The sequence below is a fragment of the Microvirga sp. genome (assembly GCF_014699075.1).
Classification (GTDB): domain Bacteria; phylum Pseudomonadota; class Alphaproteobacteria; order Rhizobiales; family Beijerinckiaceae; genus Microvirga.
On sequence record NZ_JACXAB010000010.1, the window covers coordinates 57,429 to 76,915 of the forward strand.

The window sequence follows — 19,487 nt, forward strand, 5'->3', positions numbered from 1 at the left end:
AACGGTTCTGGGGTGCAAAGAGGGCAGGGGTGCAGGGTTTGCGTCTGAGCGTTAACAATTTGGCCTGCGAGCGGGGGGAGCGGCGGATCTTCGAGGGCGTCTCCTTCACGCTGAAGCCCGGTGAGGCCCTGGTGATCACCGGCCGCAACGGGGCCGGCAAGTCCTCCCTGCTGGACATCCTGGCCGGACGCCTGCACCCGGCAGGCGGGGCGATTCTCCTCGACGATGCCGGCGAGCGCACCCTGTCCGAGTGCCTGCACTATGTGGGCCATCGCGATGCCCTCAAGGCGGCGCTGACCGCCGAGGAAAACCTCACCTTCGCCCGCGACTTCCTCGGCAATCCGGCCCTGAAACCTCGCGAGGCGCTCGATGCGGTGGGGCTGGCTCACGCCGCCCGCCTGCCGGTCGCCTACCTCTCGGCCGGCCAGCGCCGTCGGGTGGCGCTCGCCCGGCTCTTGGTGGCGCACCGACCGCTCTGGCTTCTGGATGAGCCGACCTCCGCCCTCGACACCGCCTCCCAGGAAACCCTGCGGTTGATTCTCGAAGGCCACCGGGACAGCGGCGGCATGATCGCGGCCTCGACCCACTCTCCCTTGTTCCTGAAGGACGCCAAGGAGATCAGGATCGAGCGTCTTGTCCCTCCCCCCTCCGCGGGGGAGGGTGGCGAACGGAGTGAGCCGGGAGAGGGGGCGAGTTCGATTGAGCACGGCCCCTCTCCCGACCCTCGCTCACGCGAGGGCCACCCTCTCCCCAATTCAAGTCGGGTGTTCCCGACTTGGACATCAAGGAAGTCAGGATCGGGAACACCCGATCCTGATGGGGGAGAGGGAAAAACTGGAGAGGTCTCATGATCCGCTCCTTCAACGCCCTCCTCGTCCGCGACCTGAAGCTCGCCGCCCGCGTCGGCGGCTCGGGGGTTATGGGGCTCATCTTCTTCCTGATGATCGTGACGCTCATTCCTTTCGCGCTCGGTCCCGACCTGAACCTGCTCGCGCGCATCGGCCCGGCGATCCTCTGGATCGCGGCCCTGCTCGCCACGCTCATCGGCCTCGACCGGCTGTTCCAGGCCGACCAGGAGGACGGATCGCTCGATCTCCTGCGCCTGTCGCACGCGCCGATGGAGATCGTGGTTCTGGCCAAGGTGATTGCCTACTGGCTCGTGACGGGCCTGCCGCTGGCCCTTGCGGCGCCCTTCCTGGGCTTCCTCGTGGCGCTCTCGCCCGAGGCCATGCTCGCCATGGTGGCGACCCTTCTGGTGGGAACGCCGGCGCTCACCTTCATCGGCGCGGTGGGTGCTGCGCTGACATCGTCGCTGCGGCGCGGCGGCCTGATCCTGGCGATCCTGGTCCTGCCCTTCATGATCCCGACCCTGATCTTCGGGGTTTCGGCCGCCAACGCGGCTGTGGGCGGGACCATTCCCTTCATGACCCCCTTCCTCGTGCTCATGGCCCTGTCGCTGATCGCCGCGGTGGTCGGCACAGTGGGGGCCGCTGCCGCCCTTAGGTCGGGGGAGTAGCGCGTCCTTCGCCTCAGGCGGCCTGCGAGCCCTTCACCGCCGGCAGCATGAACGCGGCCTCAAAACCCTCTGTGCCTTCGCAGGTAAAGGCCAACACGCGGCCGGCCTCGCGTCGGACCCAGCCTCGGTCCATCATGCGGGACAGGAGAGCGGCGCCTAAGCCGCCCCCGAGATGGCTGTGGCGCTCGCTCCAGTCAAGGCAGGCGCGGCAGACGGGGCGACGACCTTTCTCCAGCTGAGCGAGATCGATGCCAAAACCGGCGAAGAAGGCGCGGCCCTTTTCCGTGAGGATCATGTCCTTCTCACCCTTGATGAGGCCCTGCCGCTGCGCGCCTTTGAGCAACGCGACACCCCGCTCGCCGGCAAGATGGTCGTAGCAGATACGGGCGGATCTAAGCGCCGCATCCTTCGGGCCGGTGCGCACCCGGGTGGCGCCGGTGCGCTGGGCAAGGCCCATCAGGGCCTCCAGCACCTGGGCCACGTCGGGACCTGAGAGCCGGAAATAGCGGTGGCGGCCCTGCTTTTCGGCCGTCAGCAGGTTCGCTGCGTCGAGTTTGGCCAAGTGCCCGCTCGCCGTCTGGAGCGTGACGCCCGCAGCCTCGGCGAGTTCGCTCACTGTGAGCGCCCGCCCGTCCATGAGGGCGGTGAGGATGTTGGCGCGGGCCGGATCGCCCAGGAGCGCGGCAACGGATGCGATGACGGGACCTTCTTTCATAGTTCGATCATAGCCGAAGCATCAGCGCCGATCCATCGGCTAAGACCGAACTGTCTTAGTCAAAGGATGCTTACCTATGATCACCTGCTTCATCCGCTACGAGATCGATCCCTTCAAGGTGGACGCCTTCACCGAATATGCCCGCACCTGGGGCCAGGCGATTCCCCGCTGCGGCGCCGACTTGATCGGCTATTATGCTCCCCACGAGGGCTCCAGCACGGTTGCTTACGGCGTGTACAACATCAAAAACCTGTCCGAATACGAAGCGTATCGCGAGCGCCTGCGCAACGACCCGCAGGGCCGCGCCAATTACGAGTTCGCCAAGCGGGAGCAGTTCATCCGCCGGGAGGACCGGGTCTTCCTGCGCCTCGCCTCAGGTCCTCATGGGGAGTTGATCAAGCCATGATCGCGGTGATCTTCGAGGTCTGGCCGGACGGGGATGCCGGCAAGCGGGATTATCTCGGTCTCGCGGCGGCGCTCCGCTCCGACCTCATGGCGATGGACGGATTCATCTCCGTCGAGCGTTTCCAGAGCCTCTCCGAGCCTGGAAAACTCTTGTCCCTATCGTTCTGGCGCGACGAGGAGGCGGTGCGGGCCTGGCGCAACCTGCCCTCCCACCGCACCACGCAAGGAGCGGGCCGTGACGGCGTGTTTCGCGATTACCGCCTGCGCGTGGCGAGCGTGATCCGCGACTACGGGCTGAACGAACGCGATGAGGCGCCGGCGGACAGCCGCACGGCGCATGAGGGCATCACGGGCGAAGGCTGATGCCGAAGGCCTGCTCGATGGCAGGCCTCCCGTTCCGCTCGACCCGGTAGATCGCCCGGTAAAGGCCGGGACGGAAGCCGCCCTCTGGCTGTTTGACGCCGGAAAAGGCCATCCACTGCGCCTTGGCGCGATCAAGCGGCGGCGCCTTGTTCTGGGCGAGCGGCTTGCCGTCCGGATCGAACAGAGTGAGGGTCTGCACATCGCCGCCTTTGAGGCCGATGGCGCGCACGAAAGCCACGAGGGCAGGAGACTTCGTGGTCGGCGTCTCCCGCTCGGCCGCGCCCGATTCGATAGCCTCCATGGTGACGGGGCCGCTCGCAAAACCCTTGTTGAGCACGGCGCCCGCCTGATAGGCGAGCGCCCGCTGCAAGGATGCCTCCCACAGGGACTTGCCGCCGCCGCAGGATTTTTCCGGCGCCCCATAGGCGAAGGGATCGACAGGCTTGCCATCCTTGATCACGGTGAAGTGCAGATGGGGGTATTCGGTCAGGCCCGACAATCCGATCTGGCCTATCTTCTCGCCAGCCTTCACCTCGCGGCCGGACCGCACGGCGACGCTGCCCTTCGCCATATGGCAATAAGCCGTGCGCCAGCCCTGGCCGTGATCGATCACCACGGCATTGCCGCAGCCGATCTGGCTGATCTTTTCGCGCGTCTGCTCGGTGACGGCAGTGTCAGGAACGCCTTCGCGCGTGCTCGCGACTTTGCCATCGGCAGCGGCAACCACATCCACGCCGGCCTGCTGCGCCAGCATGTTCGGGATGCGGATGTCGGTGCCGTCGTGATCCTCGTAGGTCAGGGTGCCGCATTGGTGATCGCTCACCGCCGGGGAGGGGTCACGGTCCAGATAATTTTGGATGAAGCAGGTGCGCCCAATCTCGCAGGCGACCGGCAGGCGTAAGCTGATGTCCTGCGCAAAAGCTGGAAGCGCCAGCAGGGTGAGGCCGAACAGGCTGTACAATCCAAGGCGCATGATCGCTCCGCAACAGAGATGCGAAACTATAGGCCGGTCCGGATGGCGAATGAAAGGCGGGAGGTTTCAGGGGCCTCGTGTCATTCCCGGAAGGACGCGCAGCGGAGGGGAAGGGAATCCATAGCACTGAGCGCGATCGTGGATTCCCTTCCCTCGCTGCGCTCGCCGGGAACGACACCCGCCACGTCATGGCCGGGATCGTCCCGGCCATCTCGATTTGAAAGGTGCGGCGCTTTTCGGATCGGGAGCACCGGCACAAGGCCGGTGATGACGTGGGGACCAGTCGGCGAAAAATAAAGCCAAGATCCTACGCACATTCCCGGAATGCCCAACAGCGTCTGAACCCCATACAAACCCCATCTCTGGCGAAAACGTTATGCGGCGTGCGGCGATCTCCACGTTGCAGGCACACCCCAAGACCGCTACATCGAACCCATGATCCGAGAGCTTGCCAACCCGACCCGCTTCATGAGCCTCAGCGGCACGCTGCTGCCGTGGGTGGGGGGGCTGAGCGCGATCCTGATGGGTGTCGGCCTCTACCTGGTCTGGTTTGCATCGCCCGCCGATTACCAGCAGGGCGAGACGGTCAGGATCATGTATCTCCACGTGCCGGCGGCCTGGCTGTCCCTGTTCTTCTACATGATCATGGCCACCTCGGCGCTCGGCACCCTTGTCTGGCGCCACCCTCTCGCGGACGTGTCGCAGAAGGCGGCCGCTCCCATCGGCGCGGCGTTCACGCTGATCTGCCTCTTCACCGGATCACTCTGGGGCAAGCCGATGTGGGGCACCTATTGGCAGTGGGATGCCAGGCTCACCTCCATGCTGGTGATGCTGCTGATCTATCTCGGCATCCTCGCGCTCTGGCGCGCCATCGAGGAGCCGAACCGCGCCGCCAGGGCCGTGTCGATCCTCACGCTTGTCGGCGCGGTGAACGTGCCGATCGTGAAGTTCTCCGTCGACTGGTGGAATACCCTGCACCAGCCGGCCTCCGTGTTCCGCATCGACGGGCCGACGATCCATCCCTCCATGCTCGTGCCGCTCCTGATCATGGCCGTCGCCTTCTCGCTTCTCGGCGTCGCGCTGCACCTGTCCGGCATGCGCACCGAGATCCTGCGCCGCCGGGTGCGCACCCTCACGATCCTCGAGGCCGAGCGCCTCGACGCACAGGCGGCCTGACGCCCATGTCGCACACGTTCTTCATCGCGTTTTCCTACATCGTGACCGCCCTGGTGGTCGCGGGCCTGATCCTGCGCGCCGTGATCGACCACCGCATCCAGCTGCGCGCGCTGGCCGACCTCGAATCCCGCGGCATCGGCCGGAGGTCCCGCCGTGGCTGAGGCTGTCGAGCGCTCCCGGTCGCGCCTGATCTTCATCCTGCCGGGCCTCGTCTTTGTGGCTCTGGTGGGGCTTTTCGCCGTGCAGCTGTTCTCCGGCCGCAACCCGGCCGAGCTGCCCTCGGTTCTCATCAACAAGCCCGTTCCCACCTTCAGCCTTGCGCCGCTCGAAGGCCTCACAGCTGCCGGCAAGCCCGTGCCGGGCTTCTCCAACGAGGACCTGAAGGGCCGTGTCACGGTGGTGAATGTGTGGGCCTCCTGGTGCGGCCCCTGCCGCCAGGAGCATCCGCTGCTCGTCGATCTCGCCCGGGACCCGTCGATCCGCGTGGTGGGCATCAACCAGCGCGACAACCCGGACAACGCCCGCCGCTTCCTCGGCGCGCTCGGCAATCCCTATGCCGCCGTCGGTGTCGACTCCAACGGGCGCGCCTCCATTGACTGGGGCGTCTACGGCGTGCCCGAGACCTTCATCGTCGGCCCCGACGGCACCATCCGCCACAAGCATATCGGGCCCCTGACCCCGCAGAATATTTCAGGGTTTAAGCAGAAGTTGCGAGTGGTGACGTCGAAATAATATTATATCTCTGGCAGGTGTGTCAGAGAGTTTTAGGATGTCGGCTGAGCTAAAGTATTCTGGAAGTCCCAACCGGCGGTACTTCTTTCGCAGATTTAAGGCACTAGGCTTTGCCACTCTTGGGATCGCCCTTGCGTTTCTGTTTCTCTTTATGGCGTATGATCTTTCTGATCCCAACTGGTACCCCACGAGCAAACGGGCGCGAAACAAACTTTTCAGTGAGTTTCTATTTTCTCTGCCACCATGGGGACGTATAGCAATCATTGCGAGTTTAGCGCTAATTCTACTATCGATCTCCTTAGGAATTCTGTTTCATTCCATCGATAGGAAGCCCGACTTTACGATTGGGCCTGATGGTATCAGCAGAAATGTGCTCTTTCGGTTTCGAACGATATCTTGGACTGAGCTTCAACTTGTAAGGGTTCAGGAGAAGAAAATTGTGTTTGGAGGCCAAAGAGCGTCTGGCTCCCGGCGAAAAGGCATTTTGATCGAATTTGACTCGAAGTTTTTTAGTGGTGAAAGGGAGGAGGTGCTGAGTGTCGTCCGATATTACCGTCCAGACCTTACTATCGAGCAGCATTCCTCCATTTCTTAAATGTCAAATCCCGCGCGCTTGAGCCGGTTGATCGCGACATCCAGCGCCGACAGGAAGGCCGAGCGGTCCTTGGCCGAAAACGGCTTCGGCCCGCCGGTCACGTCGCCCATGGCGCGCAGGTCCTCCATCAGGTTGCGGGTGGCGAGCGCCATGCCGATGGAGGCTTGCGTGAAGGGCTTGCCCGTCGGCCCGATCACGTCGGCGCCCGCCGTCACGCAGCGATGGGCGAGCGGGATGTCGGCGGTGATCACGATGGCGCCGCGCCGGGCACGTTCGGCGATCCAGTCGTCAGCCGCGTCGAACCCTGAACTCACCACCACGCGCTCGATCAGCGGATCGGGTGGCACCTGCAGGAAGGAATTCGACACCACGAACACCTTCACCCGGTGGCGCCCGGCGACCTTGTAGATCTCGGCCTTCACCGGGCAGGCATCCGCATCCACATAGACCGTGATCGCTTGGCTGGCTTCGCTCATGAACCATATATTCCTGTGAGGTGCGGGGGTGCTGCCAAGGTTAAACGGCCCTTCATGGTGGCGTAACGGATCCGTAATGGGCACTGGGGCAGTCCAGTGACATAGTGCATGAACCTGCCGGCGAGCAAAAGGAAGCCCGTGACCCCACGATCCCGCACCCGTGCCGCCCTGGGCCTCATCAACTCGCTGAGAACGACGCCGGTCTTGAGCGATGCCACCCATCTGCTGATTCGCGAGGCCGATACCGGAGCGCTGCAGCGGGCCGGCATGGCCCGCATGGTCACAGGGGGGCTTCTGCTGCTGGCCGTTGTGTTCGCCACGGCCGGGGTCGAACTCGACACTCCCATGGCGCGCAAGCAGATCAGCGCGGCGGAACTCACCCTCGTCCTGTTCGGGGCCTCGGGGTGGTTCGGCGCCTGGCTCGCCTCGAAGCGGATCGCCATTGCGCAACTGCCGGTGATCACGGCCGTGACCGATGCCCTCCTGGTTCTCGGCAACCTCGCCTACAGCCACTGGGGCTTAGGCATTCCCGGCAGCCTCTTCGCGGCGTTTCCGGTGTCCTGGGTGGTGCCGATCACCATGGCGGCGGCGGCGATTCACTATCAGCCGCGGCTCCAGGCTTTCGTGGCCGCCATCTATGTGGTCGGCCTCACGCTCATCGCCTTCAGCGGCGGGTTCATGAGCCTTGAGGAGCGACAGCAGGATCTCGCTGCGATCGCGGGCCTGTTCTCGATGCAGACCAACATGGTTCGCATCGTGATGGTCTTTGCCGCCGGCCTGATCCTGATCCTCGTGGCGCGCCAGGGGCGGCTGATGCTGGAACGGGCCGTGCGGGAGACGACGCTGCGGGCCAATCTCACCCGCTACCTGCCGCGCGAGCTCGCACCCATCCTCACCGACCAGGCATTTGCCTCGTTGCGCCAGGGACGGCGCATTCCGGTGACGGTGATGTTCGTGGACATCCGCGCCTCGACCACCTTCGGCGAGACCATGGAGCCGGCGCAGCTCGCGGTGTTCATCACGTCCTTCCGCCGGCGCGTGCTGCGCGCAGCCTCCCGGCACGGCGGCGTCATCGACAAGTTCACCGGCGACGGAGCGCTCATCCTCTTCGGGGTTCCGGGCGCGCAGGACGGCGACGCGAGGCGCGCGCTTGCGTGCGGACGCACCCTGCTCACCCTGATCGAACGCTGGAACGCCAAGCGGGGCTTTACCCCGCCGGTGCGCCTCGGCATCGGGATTCATACGGGCGACGTGTTCTGCGGCGTGGTGGGCGACGAGAGCCGGCTCGAATTCACCGTTGTGGGCGAGACCGTCAACATCGCGTCGCGGATCGAGCAGGCGACGAAAGCCACGGATTGCGAGCTTCTCGCCTCGCAGGAAACCATCGTGGCGGCGGGCGAGGAGGATCTCTGGACGGAGGTGGAGTGCGATCCGCTGCCGGGCGTCACGCGCAGGATGGTCCTGATGAAGCCGGTGGGGTGAGGGTTTCGCTTCGCTGTCATTCCGGGGCCGCGTAGCGGGGCCCGGAATCCATAAACACCAGCATCTCAGGATGGAACACCTATCCGTGCGCTTTGCCTTGGACTGTCAGCGATTATGGATTCCGGGCTCAGCTCTATGAGCCGCCCCGGAATGACAGTGTCGAGGTTGTTTTAAACCTCTTCCGCCTTCTTGATCTCGTGCTTGAGCAGCAGCGGTGTCTGGGCCAATGCAAAGGCAATGGTGAGCGGCATGATGCCGAAGACCTTGAAGCTCACCCAGAAATCCGTGGTCTGCGTGCGCCAGACGATCTCATTGATCGCCGCGAGCGCGAAGAAGAACAGCGCCCAGCGCAAGGTGAGCTTGCGCCAGCCCTCCTCGGTCAGGTCGAACACGCTGTCGAGCACGATCTGGAGCAGCGGCTTGCGGAAATAGAGGCCGCCCAGCAGCACGAGCCCGAACAGGGTGTTCACGATGGTGGGCTTGAGCTTGATGAAAAAATCGTCCTGCAGGAAGAGCGTCAGCCCGCCGAACACCACCACGACGATGGCCGACACCACCGGCATGATCGGCAGCTTGCGGGTGAGCCCGTAGCTGATGCCGAGGGCGATCACCGTCGCCACGATGAAGACTCCCGTGGCGGCGAAGATGCGCTGGTCTTCCGCGAAGCCGAAGCGGTCGCCATAGGCATTGCCGATGAAGAACAGGGCCAGCGGCCCGAGTTCGAGGGCGAGCTTGAGGAGGGGAGGGAGGCGTTTTTCGTCGGTCATGAGGTTCTTCTAGTGGATTTTCATGCGAAGGAACACCGGTGTCATCCCTCGATTCCGGCGATGGCTTTGGCGAAATCCCGTGCGGTGAAAGGCTCCAGGTCCTCCACCCCTTCGCCGACGCCGATGAAATGCACAGGGATGCGGAATTTCTCCGCCAGCGCCACCAGGATGCCGCCCCGGGCCGTGCCGTCGAGCTTGGTCATCACGAGGCCCGTCACGCCCGCCGCCTTCTGGAACAGCTCCACCTGGCTCATGGCGTTCTGGCCGACTGTCGCGTCGAGCACGAGGAGGGTGGCGTGGGGTGCCGACGGGTCGAACTTCTTGACCACGCGCACGATCTTTTCGAGCTCGGCCATGAGTCCGGCCTTGTTCTGCAGGCGGCCCGCCGTGTCGATGAGCAGCACGTCGCTGCCGTTGGCCTTGGCCTCCTGGAGCGCATCGAAGGCAAGACCCGCCGCATCCGCCCCTTGCTCGCGGGAGAGCACCGGCGCGCCGACGCGCTCGCCCCAGACTTTGAGCTGCTCGATGGCGGCGGCCCGGAAGGTGTCGCCGGCCGCGAGCATGACTTTCAGACCTTGGCTGCGGAATTTCTGGGAGAGCTTGCCGACGGTGGTGGTCTTGCCGGCGCCGTTCACGCCGATCATCAGGATGACGAAGGGTTTTTGCGAACGGTCGACGATGAGTGGCTGGGCCACGGGCTGCAGCGTCTTCTCCACCTCGCCGGCCAGAATGGTCTTTACCTCCTGGGGCGAGATCTCCTTGTTGTAGCGGCCGGCGGAAATCGCCTCGGTGATCCGCATGGCGGTGGGTACGCCGAGATCGGCCTGGACCAGCGCGTCCTCCAGCTCCTCGAGGGTCGCCGCATCGAGCCGGCGCTTGGTGAAGAGACCGGTGACGCTGTCGGAGAGCGACGAGGAGGTGCGGCGCATGCCGTCCGTCAGGCGCTGCCACCAGCCGCGAGCCGCGGCAGGCTGGAGCTCAGGCACGACTTCGGCGGGAGCGGGCTCGGGAGTTCCTAAGTCCGCCGCCGTGATGTCCGGGCGCAGCTCGGGGCCGTGCTCGGTGACGATGCGCGGCAGCGGCTCCTGCGGGTTGGTGCCCTCCGGGTCCAGCCCCTCGATGGGCTGGAGATCGGCGCCGGCCAGCTCCGGCGGCGTCTTGTTCTCCGCAGGCGTATCGGGGGAGGCGGTGGTCACGGTGGAGGGAGCGGCCGCGAGATCGTCCGCGCCCGTGGTGGGCGGGGAGGGCATCGCCTCGGGCTCGCCGCCGGCCTGTGGCGTACCCGGAGCCGGTGCGGGAGCCGCAGGCGTGTCAGCCTTGCGCCCGAACAGACGGGAAAGGAATCCGGGCTTATCGGGCTTTGTATCCGCCATGGGTCTCGCTGTGCCTTTTCATTCTTGTGCTTGATTTAGCGCGTTCGCCTCGATAGCCGAGGCGCTATGAATGCGGAAGAGATAGTAAGCCGATTGCTGTATCGCGATGCCCTGATGCTCGTGATCGACAAGCCCGCCGGTTTGCCGGTGCATCCGGGCCCCAAGGGCGGCGAGACCCTGTTTCATCATCTCGACGCCTTGCGCTTCGGCCTGCCTCGTCGGCCGGAGGCCGCACATCGCCTGGACAAGGACACCTCCGGCTGCCTCATCCTGGGTCGTCACCCGAAGGCCATCGCCCGGATGAACGAGATGTTCAAGAAGGGCGAGATAGACAAGGTCTATTGGGCCGTGGTCGAGGGCGGCCCCGAGGCCGACGAGGGCCAAATCGATTTGGCCCTTGCGCCGAAATCGCCGGATCGCGGCTGGTGGATGAAGGTGGACCCGAAGGGCCAGCCGTCGCTGACGCAGTGGCGTGTGCTGGGGCGCACGCACACCTCCCCCTTGAGGGGGGAGGTCGCGCCGGAGGCGCGGGAGGGGGTGGGAAACTCCACATCTGCGAATGTCGCGCTGCCACCCCACCCCGGAGCACTGACGCGCTCCGACCCTCCCCCACCCAAGTCGGATGTTTCCGACTTGGGCAGGCAAGAACGCATCTCGGGAACACCCGAGATCCGAGGGGAGGATGGAAAGGGTCTCACCCTGCTCGAACTGCGCCCCATCACCGGCCGCACCCATCAGCTGCGCGTCCATTGCCAGGCCTCGGGATTTCCGATCCTCGGCGATCCGATCTACGGCACGGCGCCACGCTTCGGGGGGCCGGGCCTGCATCTCCACGCCCGCAGCGTTACGGTGCCGCTATATCCGAAGAAGCCGCCAATCACGGTCGAGGCTCCGGTGCCGGCGCATATGCACGAGCGGGTGAGGATATGCGGCGTCATCCCGGACGGCACCGCCGATCCGGGATCGTCGGTAGAATAGGACACTGTCATTCCGGGGCAGCCATGGCCCGAGCCCGGAAGCCATAACCACGACTTGAGATCAGTTCGGCGCCGTCAGCGGTTATGGATTCCCGCCTGCGCGGGAATGACAACGTTGAGGTTCAATCGCGATTTCCTGCACCCGATCCCGGATCTCCGCTGACGCTCCGTCTGGGATGACGATGCGGTTATGCTGCCAGCAACTCGTTGCCGTCGTGCCCGTCGATGGTGACCGACATGATCTCGCCCCGCGTCACCGGTCTGGTGAACCGCACCGGCGTAAACCCTTCCGTGCGGCCGAGCTGGTTCAACTCAATCAGCACGTTGCGGCGCGTGCCGACCTCTGCGGTGAGATGCTTGAGCAAAGCGGTTTGCCCCTTTTCGCGAAGCCTGCGCGCCCGGTCCTTCACGATGTCGCGCGCCACCTGGGGCATCTTCGCAGCCGGGGTGCCGGGACGGGGCGAGAAGGGGAAGACGTGGAGATGCGTCAGCTCGCATTCCTCGACGATGTCGAGGGAGCGGGCGAACATCTCTTCCGTTTCCGTTGGGAAGCCTGCGATGATGTCGGCGCCAAAAATCATGTTGGGGCGAAGCCGCTTCACCTGCTCGCAGAACGCGATGGCATCTTCCCGCAGGTGTCGGCGCTTCATGCGCTTGAGGATCATGTCGTCGCCGGCCTGCAACGAGAGGTGCAAGTGCGGCATGAGGCGGTGCTCATTGGCGATTACGTCCAAAAGGTCGTCGTCGGCTTCGACCGAATCGATGGACGAGATGCGCAGTCGCTCCAATTCCGGCACGTGCCGGAGGATGCCCTTCACCAGGGTGCCGAGCTTGGGCTCGCCCGGCAGGTCCCGGCCGTAGCTCGTGATGTCGACGCCGGTGAGCACCACCTCGCGGGAGCCGTGCTCCACGAGGGTGCGCACCTGATCCACCACCGCGCCCATGGGCACGGAGCGGGAGTTGCCGCGGCCGTAAGGGATGATGCAGAAGGTGCAGCGGTGGTCGCAGCCGTTCTGCACCTGCACGAAGGCACGGGTGTGCCCGCGTAGGCCGTCGATGAGGTGCATGGCGGTTTCCCTCACCGCCATGATGTCGTTGACGAGGATCCTCTCTGATGCGCCGATGCCGAAATCGCGCATGCCGGCCCAGGTCTCGGCCTTCATCTTTTCGTGGTTGCCGAGAATTTGAGACACCTCCGGCATGGCGGCAAACGTTTCCGGCTCCACTTGAGCCGCGCAGCCCGTCACGATGATGCGGGCACCGGGCTTCTCGCGGGCGATCCTGCGGATCGTCTGGCGGGCTTGGCGCGTCGCCTCGCCCGTCACGGCGCAGGTGTTGACGATCACCACCTCGCCGAGACCCGCGCCTTCCGCGTGGCGCTGCATGGTCTCCGACTCGTAGATGTTGAGCCGGCAGCCGAAGGTGACGACCTCGACGGCCATCAGGCCACCTCGGTGAAGAGGGCAGCCGGGAGGGTGCCCTCGTGCTCCAGCTCGGTCGGGCCGGTCATGAGCACGTGGTCGTCGGTCTCGCGCCATTCAATGACGAGATCGCCGCCGGGCAGGGCCACGAGCGCTTTCCGGCCGGTGAGCCCCTTGCGGGCGGCGGCCACGAGAGTGGCGCAGGCGGCCGAACCGCACGCGCGGGTGGCTCCGGCGCCGCGCTCCCAGACCCGTAGGATGATGTGCTCGGGGCCGGTCACCTGGGCCAACGAGATGTTGGCGCGCTCCGGCAGGGCCGGATCGTGCTCGAAGACCGGGCCTATGGCCGCGAGATCATAGGCGAGCGCATCTTCGACCCAGAAGATCACATGCGGATTGCCCATGCTCACCGCTGACGGCCCCTGCAGCTCGGGAGCGTCGGGGAGCCGGGTGTCGAGCGCGATGGTGCGGGTGTCCGGATAGGGATCGCGCAGGGGGATCTCGTTCCAGGCGAGCCGCGGCGGGCCCATATCGACCGTGAAAACCCGATCCGAGACGCGCTCGACGGGCAGGAGTCCGGCCCTGGTCTCGAGCACGAGGTCGTGGTCCATCGGTCGGCTCATGATGGGATCGGCGGTCATCGCCCAGGCGACGCAGCGGGTGCCGTTGCCGCAGGCGCCGGATTCCGAGCCGTCCGTGTTGTAGATCCGCATGAAGGCGTCCGTGCCCGGCGTCGCGGGATCGTGCAGCACCATCAGCTGGTCGAAGCGCGAGCGCGGGTCCGCCGCAATGGCACGCGCCTCCCCCGGGCTCACCCGATGGCTTGAGCCGCGCAGGTCCAGCACGGTGATCTCGTTGCCGAGACCGTTCATTTTCAGGAAGCGGCTGTTCGAAAGAGCATTCATGCGGCCGTATATGGCTTAAAATCCCGGAAATCGCGAGAGGGGTCGAAAAGCCCTGCGGCAATATCGTTTAAAAAGCCGCGAGGATCCGCGGAATGCTGGTGGCGATGATGATGAGGCCGACGGCGACCATCAGGGGGCGGGTCGGCAGGCGGCTGACCAGGAAGCCGCCGAGCGGTGCGGCCAAGACGCCGCCGACGATGAGGCCCGCGGCCGAACGCAGCTCCGACCAGCCCAGCGTCACGATGAAGGTGGCGGAGATCACGGTGGTGACCAGGAACTCGGTGAGGTTCGTCGAGCCGATCACCTGCCGGGGCGCATGGCCCCGGCCGATCAGGGAGCTGGTGACGATGGGGCCCCATCCGCCGCCCCCCATGGCGTCGAGCAGACCGCCGCCCGCCCCAATCCAGGGCACCATCCAGTCGCGCACCTCCCTGGGCCAGAGGGGCTGGAAGGCCTTGAACAGGATGTAGAGGCCGATCGCCAGGAGATAGGCCGATACCACCGGCTGGATGGTCTTGGCGTCGATATTGGCCAGGATGAAGGCCCCGACTCCGCCGCCGATCATGCCGGCCGGCGCCAGCCGGGCGACGAGGCGCCAGTTCACGTTGCGGTGGACCACATGGGACGTGCCCGAGGCGGCCGTGGTGAAGATCTCGGTCACGTGGGTGACGGCGCTGGCGGTCGCCGGCGGCACCCCGAAGGCGAGCAGGCTCGTGGTGGAAAGCACCCCGAACGCCATGCCGAGCGCCCCGTCGACGAGCTGGGCCCCGAAGCCGATCAGCGCAAAGATCAGAAACTCTTCCGTCATGGGTGAGCCCATGGGTAAGGACACGAAGCACGAGCATATGGCATCGGTTCCGGCTTGTGGGAGAGCATCATGCTGTCAATCAGACCAATTGTTGTGCAGCCCTGCTGCAATCCGTCTCTCCACAGCGGCTTGGTGATCCTCTCGCAGCCTTGTTCAAAGCCCCTTATGGTGCAGCAAGGTATCCCTTCTTGATTCGCGGGTAAGGCGTTCTTCTCATGCGGCTGCGCTTCTCTCTTCCTGTCCTGATCCTGGCCCTCTGCTCCGGCGTGGCGCTGGCGCAGACACCCCCGCCGGCGAGCCCGCCGCCGGCCGCAATCGAGACGCCTGCGCCCGCTCCTGCGGCACCGCCGGTCACACCCCCGCAGGCACCAACAGCCCAGCCCCAGGCTCCCGCGACGGCTCAGCCTGCGCCCGCCACCCCGACGTCCCCGCCTCCCGCCAGCCCGGCCCCGGTGCAGGAGGCGGCTCGCGCGACCCTGTTCCCGAACCCGAGCGATCCGACCGGGGTGGAGGAGGGCGTACTCGTGTCCAAGGATACGGTGATGCTCGCCGGCACCAGTACCTGGGATGAGGCTTACGACAACCTAAAAAACGCTTTCGCCAAGATCGACGGCGAGATGAAAAAGGCCGGGATCGCGCCCGCGGGCCGGCCGCTCACGATCTTCGTCGACACCGACGACAACGGCTTCAAGTACGAGGCCATGGTGCCGGTCGCCAAGGTGCCGGAGGGCAAGACGGAACTGACGCCTGAGATCAAGTTCGGCCGCACGCCGGAGGGCAAGTCCTTCCGCTTCGTGCACAAGGATGCCTATGACGAGATCGACGGCACCTACGAGACGATCACGGCCTATCTCGACATCAAGGAGATCGTGGCCAAGGACGCGTTCATCGAGGAATACGTAAGCGACTTCACGGATGCGCAGGACACCAACTTCGAGGTTAACATCTACGTTCAGCCCAAAGAATGATCGCGCTCTTCGACCTCGACGGGACCCTGACCAATCCGAAAACAGGCATCACCCGCTCGGTCCAATACGCCCTGGACAAACTGGGACGTCCTGCTCGGGAACCAGATGAACTCACCTGGATGATAGGGCCGCCGATATTCGCAGGCTTTACAGAACTTCTGGGCGAATCGGACGAGGTGCGGGACGCCGTGCGCCTTTATCGCGAACGCTATGGCACTATCCGCCTGTTCGATCATGATTCGTTAAATGTGCGATAGCCACTAAGGCCCTCTTCGAATGGATTTCCTCAACACCTATGGATTAGATACTTCCTCCAATTCTTGCCTTATAAACCTCACACGTCGAACGACGACATAAGGGGACATAAATGGCGAGCATTAAGCCAGTGACGCTGGCAAACGGCGTTCTGACCTTCAACAACAGCGGTGACTACAGCTTCGAAACCCTCGCTAACGGCAGGGTTAAAATCTACTTCGTGGATGGGGCAACCAGTGTCCTGACCAAGGACGAGTGGGCTTCCGTCACCACTTTCGATATCAAGGATGCTGGCGCCAACGTGACGATGGCGGCGTCGTACCTCGACGGCAAGTCCTATGTCTTCAAGGGTGCTGGCGATCTTAACGTGACCGGTGTTACGATCTCCGAGGCTGTACCGGGCACGGGGGTAAGCCAGAACGTCAACCTCGACGGCATCAACTTCGGCGGCGTGCTCGACACTGTCAACGGCTCCAAGGCTGACTACTTCAAGCTGATGTGGGACGCCTATGACGAAGTCTATTCGACCGGCTCCTATTACAACACGCAGATCAACGTCGCCTTCATCAAGCTTGGTGTCGAATATCTGGAGTACCTGAAGGCCGGTGGTGAGCCCCTGACGGAGTTCACTGGCAAGTCGAACGCAACCCGTGATCAGTCGATTCACGACAACCTTCTCGGCAACTTCAATCCGGTTGATTTCGACAGCCGATTCCCTGTGGGCACACAGGAACGCGCGGACCTGCTCGCCCGCATCGAAGCCACGGGCAACAGCGGCATCTTCCAGCGCGGCGTGTTCAGCGGCAACAGCGGAGATGTGGGCGGCGCGTCGCACGACAAGGTGCGCGCCTACGACTACGATCAGGGCTGGGAACGTCCCGACTGGACCGACAGCTACTTCGGCATGGCTGACGAGCGGGCTCAGAAGGCTGGCACGGACGATCTGATCATCGGCACCGGCAACAGCGCTGCCAAGATGGTGATCACACGCCATGAAGGGGCAGGCATTGAGCTTGCTATCAAGGCCAAGGAGTTCGGCCCGAATGGCGGCGACACGCTGAATGCTCCGACCTTTGTGGATGGCGTGGCTCATTACGCCGTAAGCGCTGGCGCTTCCCCGGACAACGCGGATCGCGCTGACTGGAGCGTGGACGTGGCCGCTACGATCCTTGCAGCCGGTGAGGACGACGCGTTCACGTTCAAGTTACTGATCGATGTGGACGCCACGGCTGGAACGAAGATGGTCGAGTATCCGACCTTCGTTGCCAACGGCCAGCTTTCACTCAACTATGGATTCGCGGCGATCAAGAACCAGATCGACATCGACCCGACCACGGACGGCATTCAGGCTTACAACTACGGCGCAGGCCAGTTCGATTTCGAACTGCAAGCCTTCGACAAGGACAATGGCAAGTACCTTGCTAGCACCAAGATGGTCGTTGATGTGCTGGCCTGAAGCCATCCGCAGGTGAACAATCATGAAAAGGCGGGCTTCTCGGCCCGCCTTTTTCTTTAGCGGGCGATCCAGAGCAATTCCCTCTCTCCTTGAGCTCGGCCTGAAGCTGCGCGATTTCTTCCTCAACGCCCTCTATGTCGTTTTCGTGGGCGGCAATCGCTTCTTCCTTGCTGACCAACTGCCGCGACGCAGGTCGCACGCCTCGCGAAGCAACAGGCGCAGAACGGCTGACCTCATGCGACCACAGTAAACGCTTTCGTGATTTTCCGTCTAACAAGAAAGTCGCACCGGCCTGTTCGAAAACGAAGTCTATGCGGGCATTCCGGCCCTGCTTCAGCATCTGCAGGAGAAGGGTGTCCGCCTCTATGTGGCGACATCGAAGCTCCAGGTCTTCGCGCGCCGGATCCTCGATCATTTCGAGCTGTCACGATTCTTCATCGATATCTATGGCTCGGAGCTCGACAACCGGAACGCGGACAAGCGCGATCTCATCCGGCATATCCTCGAGCAGGAGCGCTTCGACCCGTCAGCAGCCGTCATGATCGGCGACCGGAAGCATGACGTTATCGGGGCGAAGGCCAATGAACTTTCGTCCATCGGCGTAACCTGGGGCTACGGTTCGCGGCAGGAGTTGCTGGATGCCGGCGTCTCCTGCCTCGTGGACGCTCCGAAGGATCTCGTGGAGCCGGTCGTCACACGGACGGCGACCATGCCTCGCCGGGCCGCAACGCCCTGAAACGTTCCCCCGGAATCTCGGCCGTCTGCAAAGCGACGGCCAGCTCCTGCAGCGGTTCCTCAACGCCCTCATCCGTGAGCCGGAAGGTGCCCCAATGGTGGCCGAGGGCCTGCTCGGCCTCGACGATGCGCAGCACCTTCACGGCATCGTCCGGGTTCATGTGCTGCGGCTGCATGAACCAGCGCGGCTCATAAGCACCGATGGGCAGGTGCGCGAGGCGAGGCTTGCCGAAACGCTCGCGCACCGCATGGAAGATCCTGCCGTCGCCGAAGCCCGTGTCGCCGATGTGGTAGATCGTACCCGCCGGGGTCGTGAGCACATAGGCGCACCACAGCGCCATGCGCCGGTCGTTGATGCCCCGCGCCGACCAGTGATAGGCGGGCTCGAAATGGGCCGTGACGCCGTTGCCCAAGTCAATGGCGCCGCCCCAGTCGCGTGTTTCGACCGGGATCTCCGGATGCTCGGCCCGGATCACCGCATCGTTCCCGAGCGGCGCCACGAATTTCGGGCGGTTTCGCTGCCACAGACGGCCCAAGGTGTCGGTGTCGAGATGGTCGTAGTGGTTGTGGGTGATCAGCACCACGTGGATGGGCGGCAGGTCCTCGAAGGCGATGCCGGGCGGATTGACCCGCGTGGGGCCGGCAAAGGAGACCGGGCTCGCCCGCTCGGAAAAGACCGGATCGGTGAGGATGTTGAGGCCCGCCACCTGGATCAGGAACGACGCGTGACCGATGAGCGCCGAGCGCAGGCCCGGCACTTGGGCCGGGGGCTTGTCCCGGAAGGGGCTCGGAAAGCTCTCCGGCCAGTCCTTGCGCCCGCCGCCAAGGCGCCAGCGTGCCAATTCGAGCAGACCCTTGTCCTGCGGCTGCCCGGGCGTGAAGAACCGCACCCCATCGAAATGATCGCTGACCGGGCCGTCATAGTAGCGGTTCTTCGAGCGCGCGGCGGTCACCCAGCCCAGCGCCCCGGTGGCGGCGATGACGGGAAGGCCTAGCGCTTTGAGCAGGGTGCGGCGGTTCATCGGAGCAGGGATCCTCGGCGAAGCTTTAAGCGTGGGGATGCGGGAGCGGATCGGCAAGGGTTCAGCTGACATCACCTTGGCGTCATCTCGGACGGTGAAACCAATCTGGGATCGCGTGCAGGATGTGGCTGTGAACCTCGACACTGTCATCCCCCCGCAGGCGGGGATCCATAACCACGACGTTTCAGAACAGAGCGAACAGCGTCACGCTTCATTCTGCATCGTTGCCGGTTATGGATCCCGGGCTCCGCTGCGCGGCCCCGGGATGACAGTACTAGGCTGGTTTGCACGATCCCGGATCTGCGCTGCGCTTCGTCCGGGATGACTGGGGTTGAAAGCTCCAATACTTTCCATCGTCGGGCTTTTC

General features: G+C 64.4%; 21 protein-coding genes and 1 pseudogene. 13 read left to right on the forward strand and 9 right to left on the reverse strand.

Annotated features, from left to right (window positions below; all coding sequences use genetic code 11):
- Positions 1–38: 38 nt before the first annotated feature.
- A pseudogene (gene ccmA / locus IC232_RS16050) lies at positions 39–644 on the forward strand (heme ABC exporter ATP-binding protein CcmA); the annotation flags it as partial.
- A 203-nt stretch (positions 645–847) separates the two neighbouring features.
- Positions 848–1,516, forward strand: coding sequence for a heme exporter protein CcmB (ccmB, locus tag IC232_RS16055; protein ID WP_190845996.1), 669 nt, complete (start codon positions 848–850; stop codon positions 1,514–1,516).
- A 13-nt stretch (positions 1,517–1,529) separates the two neighbouring features.
- Here ccmB and IC232_RS16060 read toward each other — a convergent pair whose 3' ends face one another.
- Positions 1,530–2,231, reverse strand: coding sequence for an ArsR/SmtB family transcription factor (locus IC232_RS16060; RefSeq protein ID WP_190845997.1), 702 nt, complete (start codon positions 2,229–2,231; stop codon positions 1,530–1,532).
- Between the two features lie 76 nt (positions 2,232–2,307).
- Here IC232_RS16060 and IC232_RS16065 point away from each other — a divergent pair, with 76 nt between their 5' ends.
- Together IC232_RS16065 and IC232_RS16070 are read left to right on the forward strand one after the other, a co-directional pair.
- The gene (locus tag IC232_RS16065; protein ID WP_190845998.1) at positions 2,308–2,637 is read left to right on the forward strand and encodes an NIPSNAP family protein; all 330 of its coding nucleotides are present in this window, start codon (positions 2,308–2,310) and stop codon (positions 2,635–2,637) included.
- Complete coding sequence (locus tag IC232_RS16070) at positions 2,634–2,999, forward strand: antibiotic biosynthesis monooxygenase family protein (protein ID WP_190845999.1); 366 nt, start codon at positions 2,634–2,636, stop codon at positions 2,997–2,999. The genes IC232_RS16065 and IC232_RS16070 overlap by 4 nt, the downstream gene beginning before the upstream one ends.
- On the opposite strand, the gene IC232_RS16075 is transcribed toward IC232_RS16070, so the two are convergent.
- On the reverse strand, positions 2,983–3,972 hold the full coding sequence (locus IC232_RS16075; RefSeq protein WP_190846000.1) for a M23 family metallopeptidase: 990 nt from the start codon (positions 3,970–3,972) through the stop codon (positions 2,983–2,985). The two genes, IC232_RS16070 and IC232_RS16075, sit on opposite strands and share 17 nt — an antisense overlap.
- A 435-nt stretch (positions 3,973–4,407) precedes the next feature.
- Here IC232_RS16075 and IC232_RS16080 point away from each other — a divergent pair, with 435 nt between their 5' ends.
- From IC232_RS16080 to IC232_RS16090, 3 genes are read left to right on the forward strand one after another with little or no spacing between them, the layout of a single operon-like run.
- Positions 4,408–5,148 (forward strand): heme ABC transporter permease, encoded by a 741-nt coding sequence (locus IC232_RS16080; protein ID WP_190846001.1) that lies wholly within the window; start codon positions 4,408–4,410, stop codon positions 5,146–5,148.
- Between the two features lie 5 nt (positions 5,149–5,153).
- Positions 5,154–5,309, forward strand: a complete 156-nt coding sequence (gene ccmD / locus IC232_RS16085) for a heme exporter protein CcmD (RefSeq protein WP_190846002.1) — start codon at positions 5,154–5,156, stop codon at positions 5,307–5,309.
- Positions 5,302–5,880, forward strand: a complete 579-nt coding sequence (locus IC232_RS16090; protein WP_190846003.1) for a DsbE family thiol:disulfide interchange protein — start codon at positions 5,302–5,304, stop codon at positions 5,878–5,880. Before ccmD ends, IC232_RS16090 begins: the two co-directional genes overlap by 8 nt.
- A gap of 591 nt (positions 5,881–6,471) precedes the next feature.
- Here IC232_RS16090 and IC232_RS16095 read toward each other — a convergent pair.
- Positions 6,472–6,951: a YaiI/YqxD family protein gene (locus IC232_RS16095; RefSeq protein WP_190846004.1), complete on the reverse strand. Its 480-nt coding sequence runs from the start codon at positions 6,949–6,951 to the stop codon at positions 6,472–6,474.
- A 138-nt stretch (positions 6,952–7,089) separates the two neighbouring features.
- Here IC232_RS16095 and IC232_RS33090 point away from each other — a divergent pair, with 138 nt between their 5' ends.
- Positions 7,090–8,433, forward strand: coding sequence for an adenylate/guanylate cyclase domain-containing protein (locus IC232_RS33090; RefSeq protein WP_190846005.1), 1,344 nt, complete (start codon positions 7,090–7,092; stop codon positions 8,431–8,433).
- 170 nt (positions 8,434–8,603) lie between these two features.
- Here IC232_RS33090 and IC232_RS16105 read toward each other — a convergent pair whose 3' ends face one another.
- The gene (locus IC232_RS16105; RefSeq protein WP_190846006.1) at positions 8,604–9,200 is read right to left on the reverse strand and encodes a septation protein A; all 597 of its coding nucleotides are present in this window, start codon (positions 9,198–9,200) and stop codon (positions 8,604–8,606) included.
- Positions 9,201–9,241: 41 nt separating this feature from the next.
- Positions 9,242–10,573: a signal recognition particle-docking protein FtsY gene (ftsY, locus tag IC232_RS16110; RefSeq protein WP_190846007.1), complete on the reverse strand. Its 1,332-nt coding sequence runs from the start codon at positions 10,571–10,573 to the stop codon at positions 9,242–9,244.
- A 93-nt stretch (positions 10,574–10,666) separates the two neighbouring features.
- Between ftsY and IC232_RS16115 the strand changes: the two genes are divergently transcribed.
- Entirely contained in the window at positions 10,667–11,551 is an 885-nt protein-coding gene (locus IC232_RS16115; RefSeq protein WP_312895180.1) for an RNA pseudouridine synthase, read from the forward strand.
- 187 nt (positions 11,552–11,738) lie between these two features.
- Here IC232_RS16115 and mtaB read toward each other — a convergent pair whose 3' ends face one another.
- The 3 genes from mtaB to IC232_RS16130 form a co-directional block, all read right to left on the reverse strand.
- Positions 11,739–12,992, reverse strand: coding sequence for a tRNA (N(6)-L-threonylcarbamoyladenosine(37)-C(2))-methylthiotransferase MtaB (gene mtaB / locus IC232_RS16120; RefSeq protein WP_190846009.1), 1,254 nt, complete (start codon positions 12,990–12,992; stop codon positions 11,739–11,741).
- Positions 12,992–13,876: a diaminopimelate epimerase gene (gene dapF, locus IC232_RS16125; RefSeq protein WP_190846010.1), complete on the reverse strand. Its 885-nt coding sequence runs from the start codon at positions 13,874–13,876 to the stop codon at positions 12,992–12,994. Before dapF ends, mtaB begins: the two co-directional genes overlap by 1 nt.
- 67 nt (positions 13,877–13,943) lie before the next feature.
- A complete protein-coding gene (locus IC232_RS16130) occupies positions 13,944–14,684 on the reverse strand; it encodes a sulfite exporter TauE/SafE family protein (RefSeq protein WP_190846011.1) in 741 nt (246 codons plus the stop codon).
- Between the two features lie 215 nt (positions 14,685–14,899).
- Between IC232_RS16130 and IC232_RS16135 the strand changes: the two genes are divergently transcribed.
- The 4 genes from IC232_RS16135 (at position 14,900) to IC232_RS16150 (ending at position 18,099) form a co-directional block, all read left to right on the forward strand.
- Complete coding sequence (locus IC232_RS16135; RefSeq protein WP_190846012.1) at positions 14,900–15,652, forward strand: GyrI-like domain-containing protein; 753 nt, start codon at positions 14,900–14,902, stop codon at positions 15,650–15,652.
- Positions 15,649–15,909, forward strand: coding sequence for an HAD hydrolase-like protein (locus IC232_RS16140; RefSeq protein ID WP_190846013.1), 261 nt, complete (start codon positions 15,649–15,651; stop codon positions 15,907–15,909). Before IC232_RS16135 ends, IC232_RS16140 begins: the two co-directional genes overlap by 4 nt.
- A 110-nt stretch (positions 15,910–16,019) precedes the next feature.
- Complete coding sequence (locus tag IC232_RS16145) at positions 16,020–17,363, forward strand: hypothetical protein (RefSeq protein ID WP_190846014.1); 1,344 nt, start codon at positions 16,020–16,022, stop codon at positions 17,361–17,363.
- Positions 17,364–17,655: 292 nt separating this feature from the next.
- A complete protein-coding gene (locus IC232_RS16150) occupies positions 17,656–18,099 on the forward strand; it encodes an HAD hydrolase-like protein (RefSeq protein ID WP_190846081.1) in 444 nt (147 codons plus the stop codon).
- On the opposite strand, the gene IC232_RS16155 is transcribed toward IC232_RS16150, so the two are convergent.
- A complete protein-coding gene (locus IC232_RS16155) occupies positions 18,056–19,120 on the reverse strand; it encodes an MBL fold metallo-hydrolase (protein ID WP_190846015.1) in 1,065 nt (354 codons plus the stop codon). The two genes, IC232_RS16150 and IC232_RS16155, sit on opposite strands and share 44 nt — an antisense overlap.
- Between the last annotated feature and the right edge of the window lie 367 nt (positions 19,121–19,487).

Bases quoted from the DNA above. Each gene is read 5' to 3' on its own strand.
- ccmB (WP_190845996.1), top strand. From the start codon at position 848: ATGATCCGCTCCTTCAACGCCCTCCTCGTCCGCGACCTGAAGCTCGCC.
- IC232_RS16060 (WP_190845997.1), bottom strand. From the start codon at position 2,231: ATGAAAGAAGGTCCCGTCATCGCATCCGTTGCCGCGCTCCTGGGCGAT.
- IC232_RS16065 (WP_190845998.1), top strand. From the start codon at position 2,308: ATGATCACCTGCTTCATCCGCTACGAGATCGATCCCTTCAAGGTGGAC.
- IC232_RS16070 (WP_190845999.1), top strand. From the start codon at position 2,634: ATGATCGCGGTGATCTTCGAGGTCTGGCCGGACGGGGATGCCGGCAAG.
- IC232_RS16075 (WP_190846000.1), bottom strand. From the start codon at position 3,972: ATGCGCCTTGGATTGTACAGCCTGTTCGGCCTCACCCTGCTGGCGCTT.
- IC232_RS16080 (WP_190846001.1), top strand. From the start codon at position 4,408: ATGATCCGAGAGCTTGCCAACCCGACCCGCTTCATGAGCCTCAGCGGC.
- ccmD (WP_190846002.1), top strand. From the start codon at position 5,154: ATGTCGCACACGTTCTTCATCGCGTTTTCCTACATCGTGACCGCCCTG.
- IC232_RS16095 (WP_190846004.1), bottom strand. From the start codon at position 6,951: ATGAGCGAAGCCAGCCAAGCGATCACGGTCTATGTGGATGCGGATGCC.
- IC232_RS16105 (WP_190846006.1), bottom strand. From the start codon at position 9,200: ATGACCGACGAAAAACGCCTCCCTCCCCTCCTCAAGCTCGCCCTCGAA.
- ftsY (WP_190846007.1), bottom strand. From the start codon at position 10,573: ATGGCGGATACAAAGCCCGATAAGCCCGGATTCCTTTCCCGTCTGTTC.
- mtaB (WP_190846009.1), bottom strand. From the start codon at position 12,992: ATGGCCGTCGAGGTCGTCACCTTCGGCTGCCGGCTCAACATCTACGAG.
- dapF (WP_190846010.1), bottom strand. From the start codon at position 13,876: ATGAATGCTCTTTCGAACAGCCGCTTCCTGAAAATGAACGGTCTCGGC.
- IC232_RS16130 (WP_190846011.1), bottom strand. From the start codon at position 14,684: ATGACGGAAGAGTTTCTGATCTTTGCGCTGATCGGCTTCGGGGCCCAG.
- IC232_RS16135 (WP_190846012.1), top strand. From the start codon at position 14,900: ATGCGGCTGCGCTTCTCTCTTCCTGTCCTGATCCTGGCCCTCTGCTCC.
- IC232_RS16140 (WP_190846013.1), top strand. From the start codon at position 15,649: ATGATCGCGCTCTTCGACCTCGACGGGACCCTGACCAATCCGAAAACA.
- IC232_RS16145 (WP_190846014.1), top strand. From the start codon at position 16,020: ATGGCGAGCATTAAGCCAGTGACGCTGGCAAACGGCGTTCTGACCTTC.
- IC232_RS16155 (WP_190846015.1), bottom strand. From the start codon at position 19,120: ATGAACCGCCGCACCCTGCTCAAAGCGCTAGGCCTTCCCGTCATCGCC.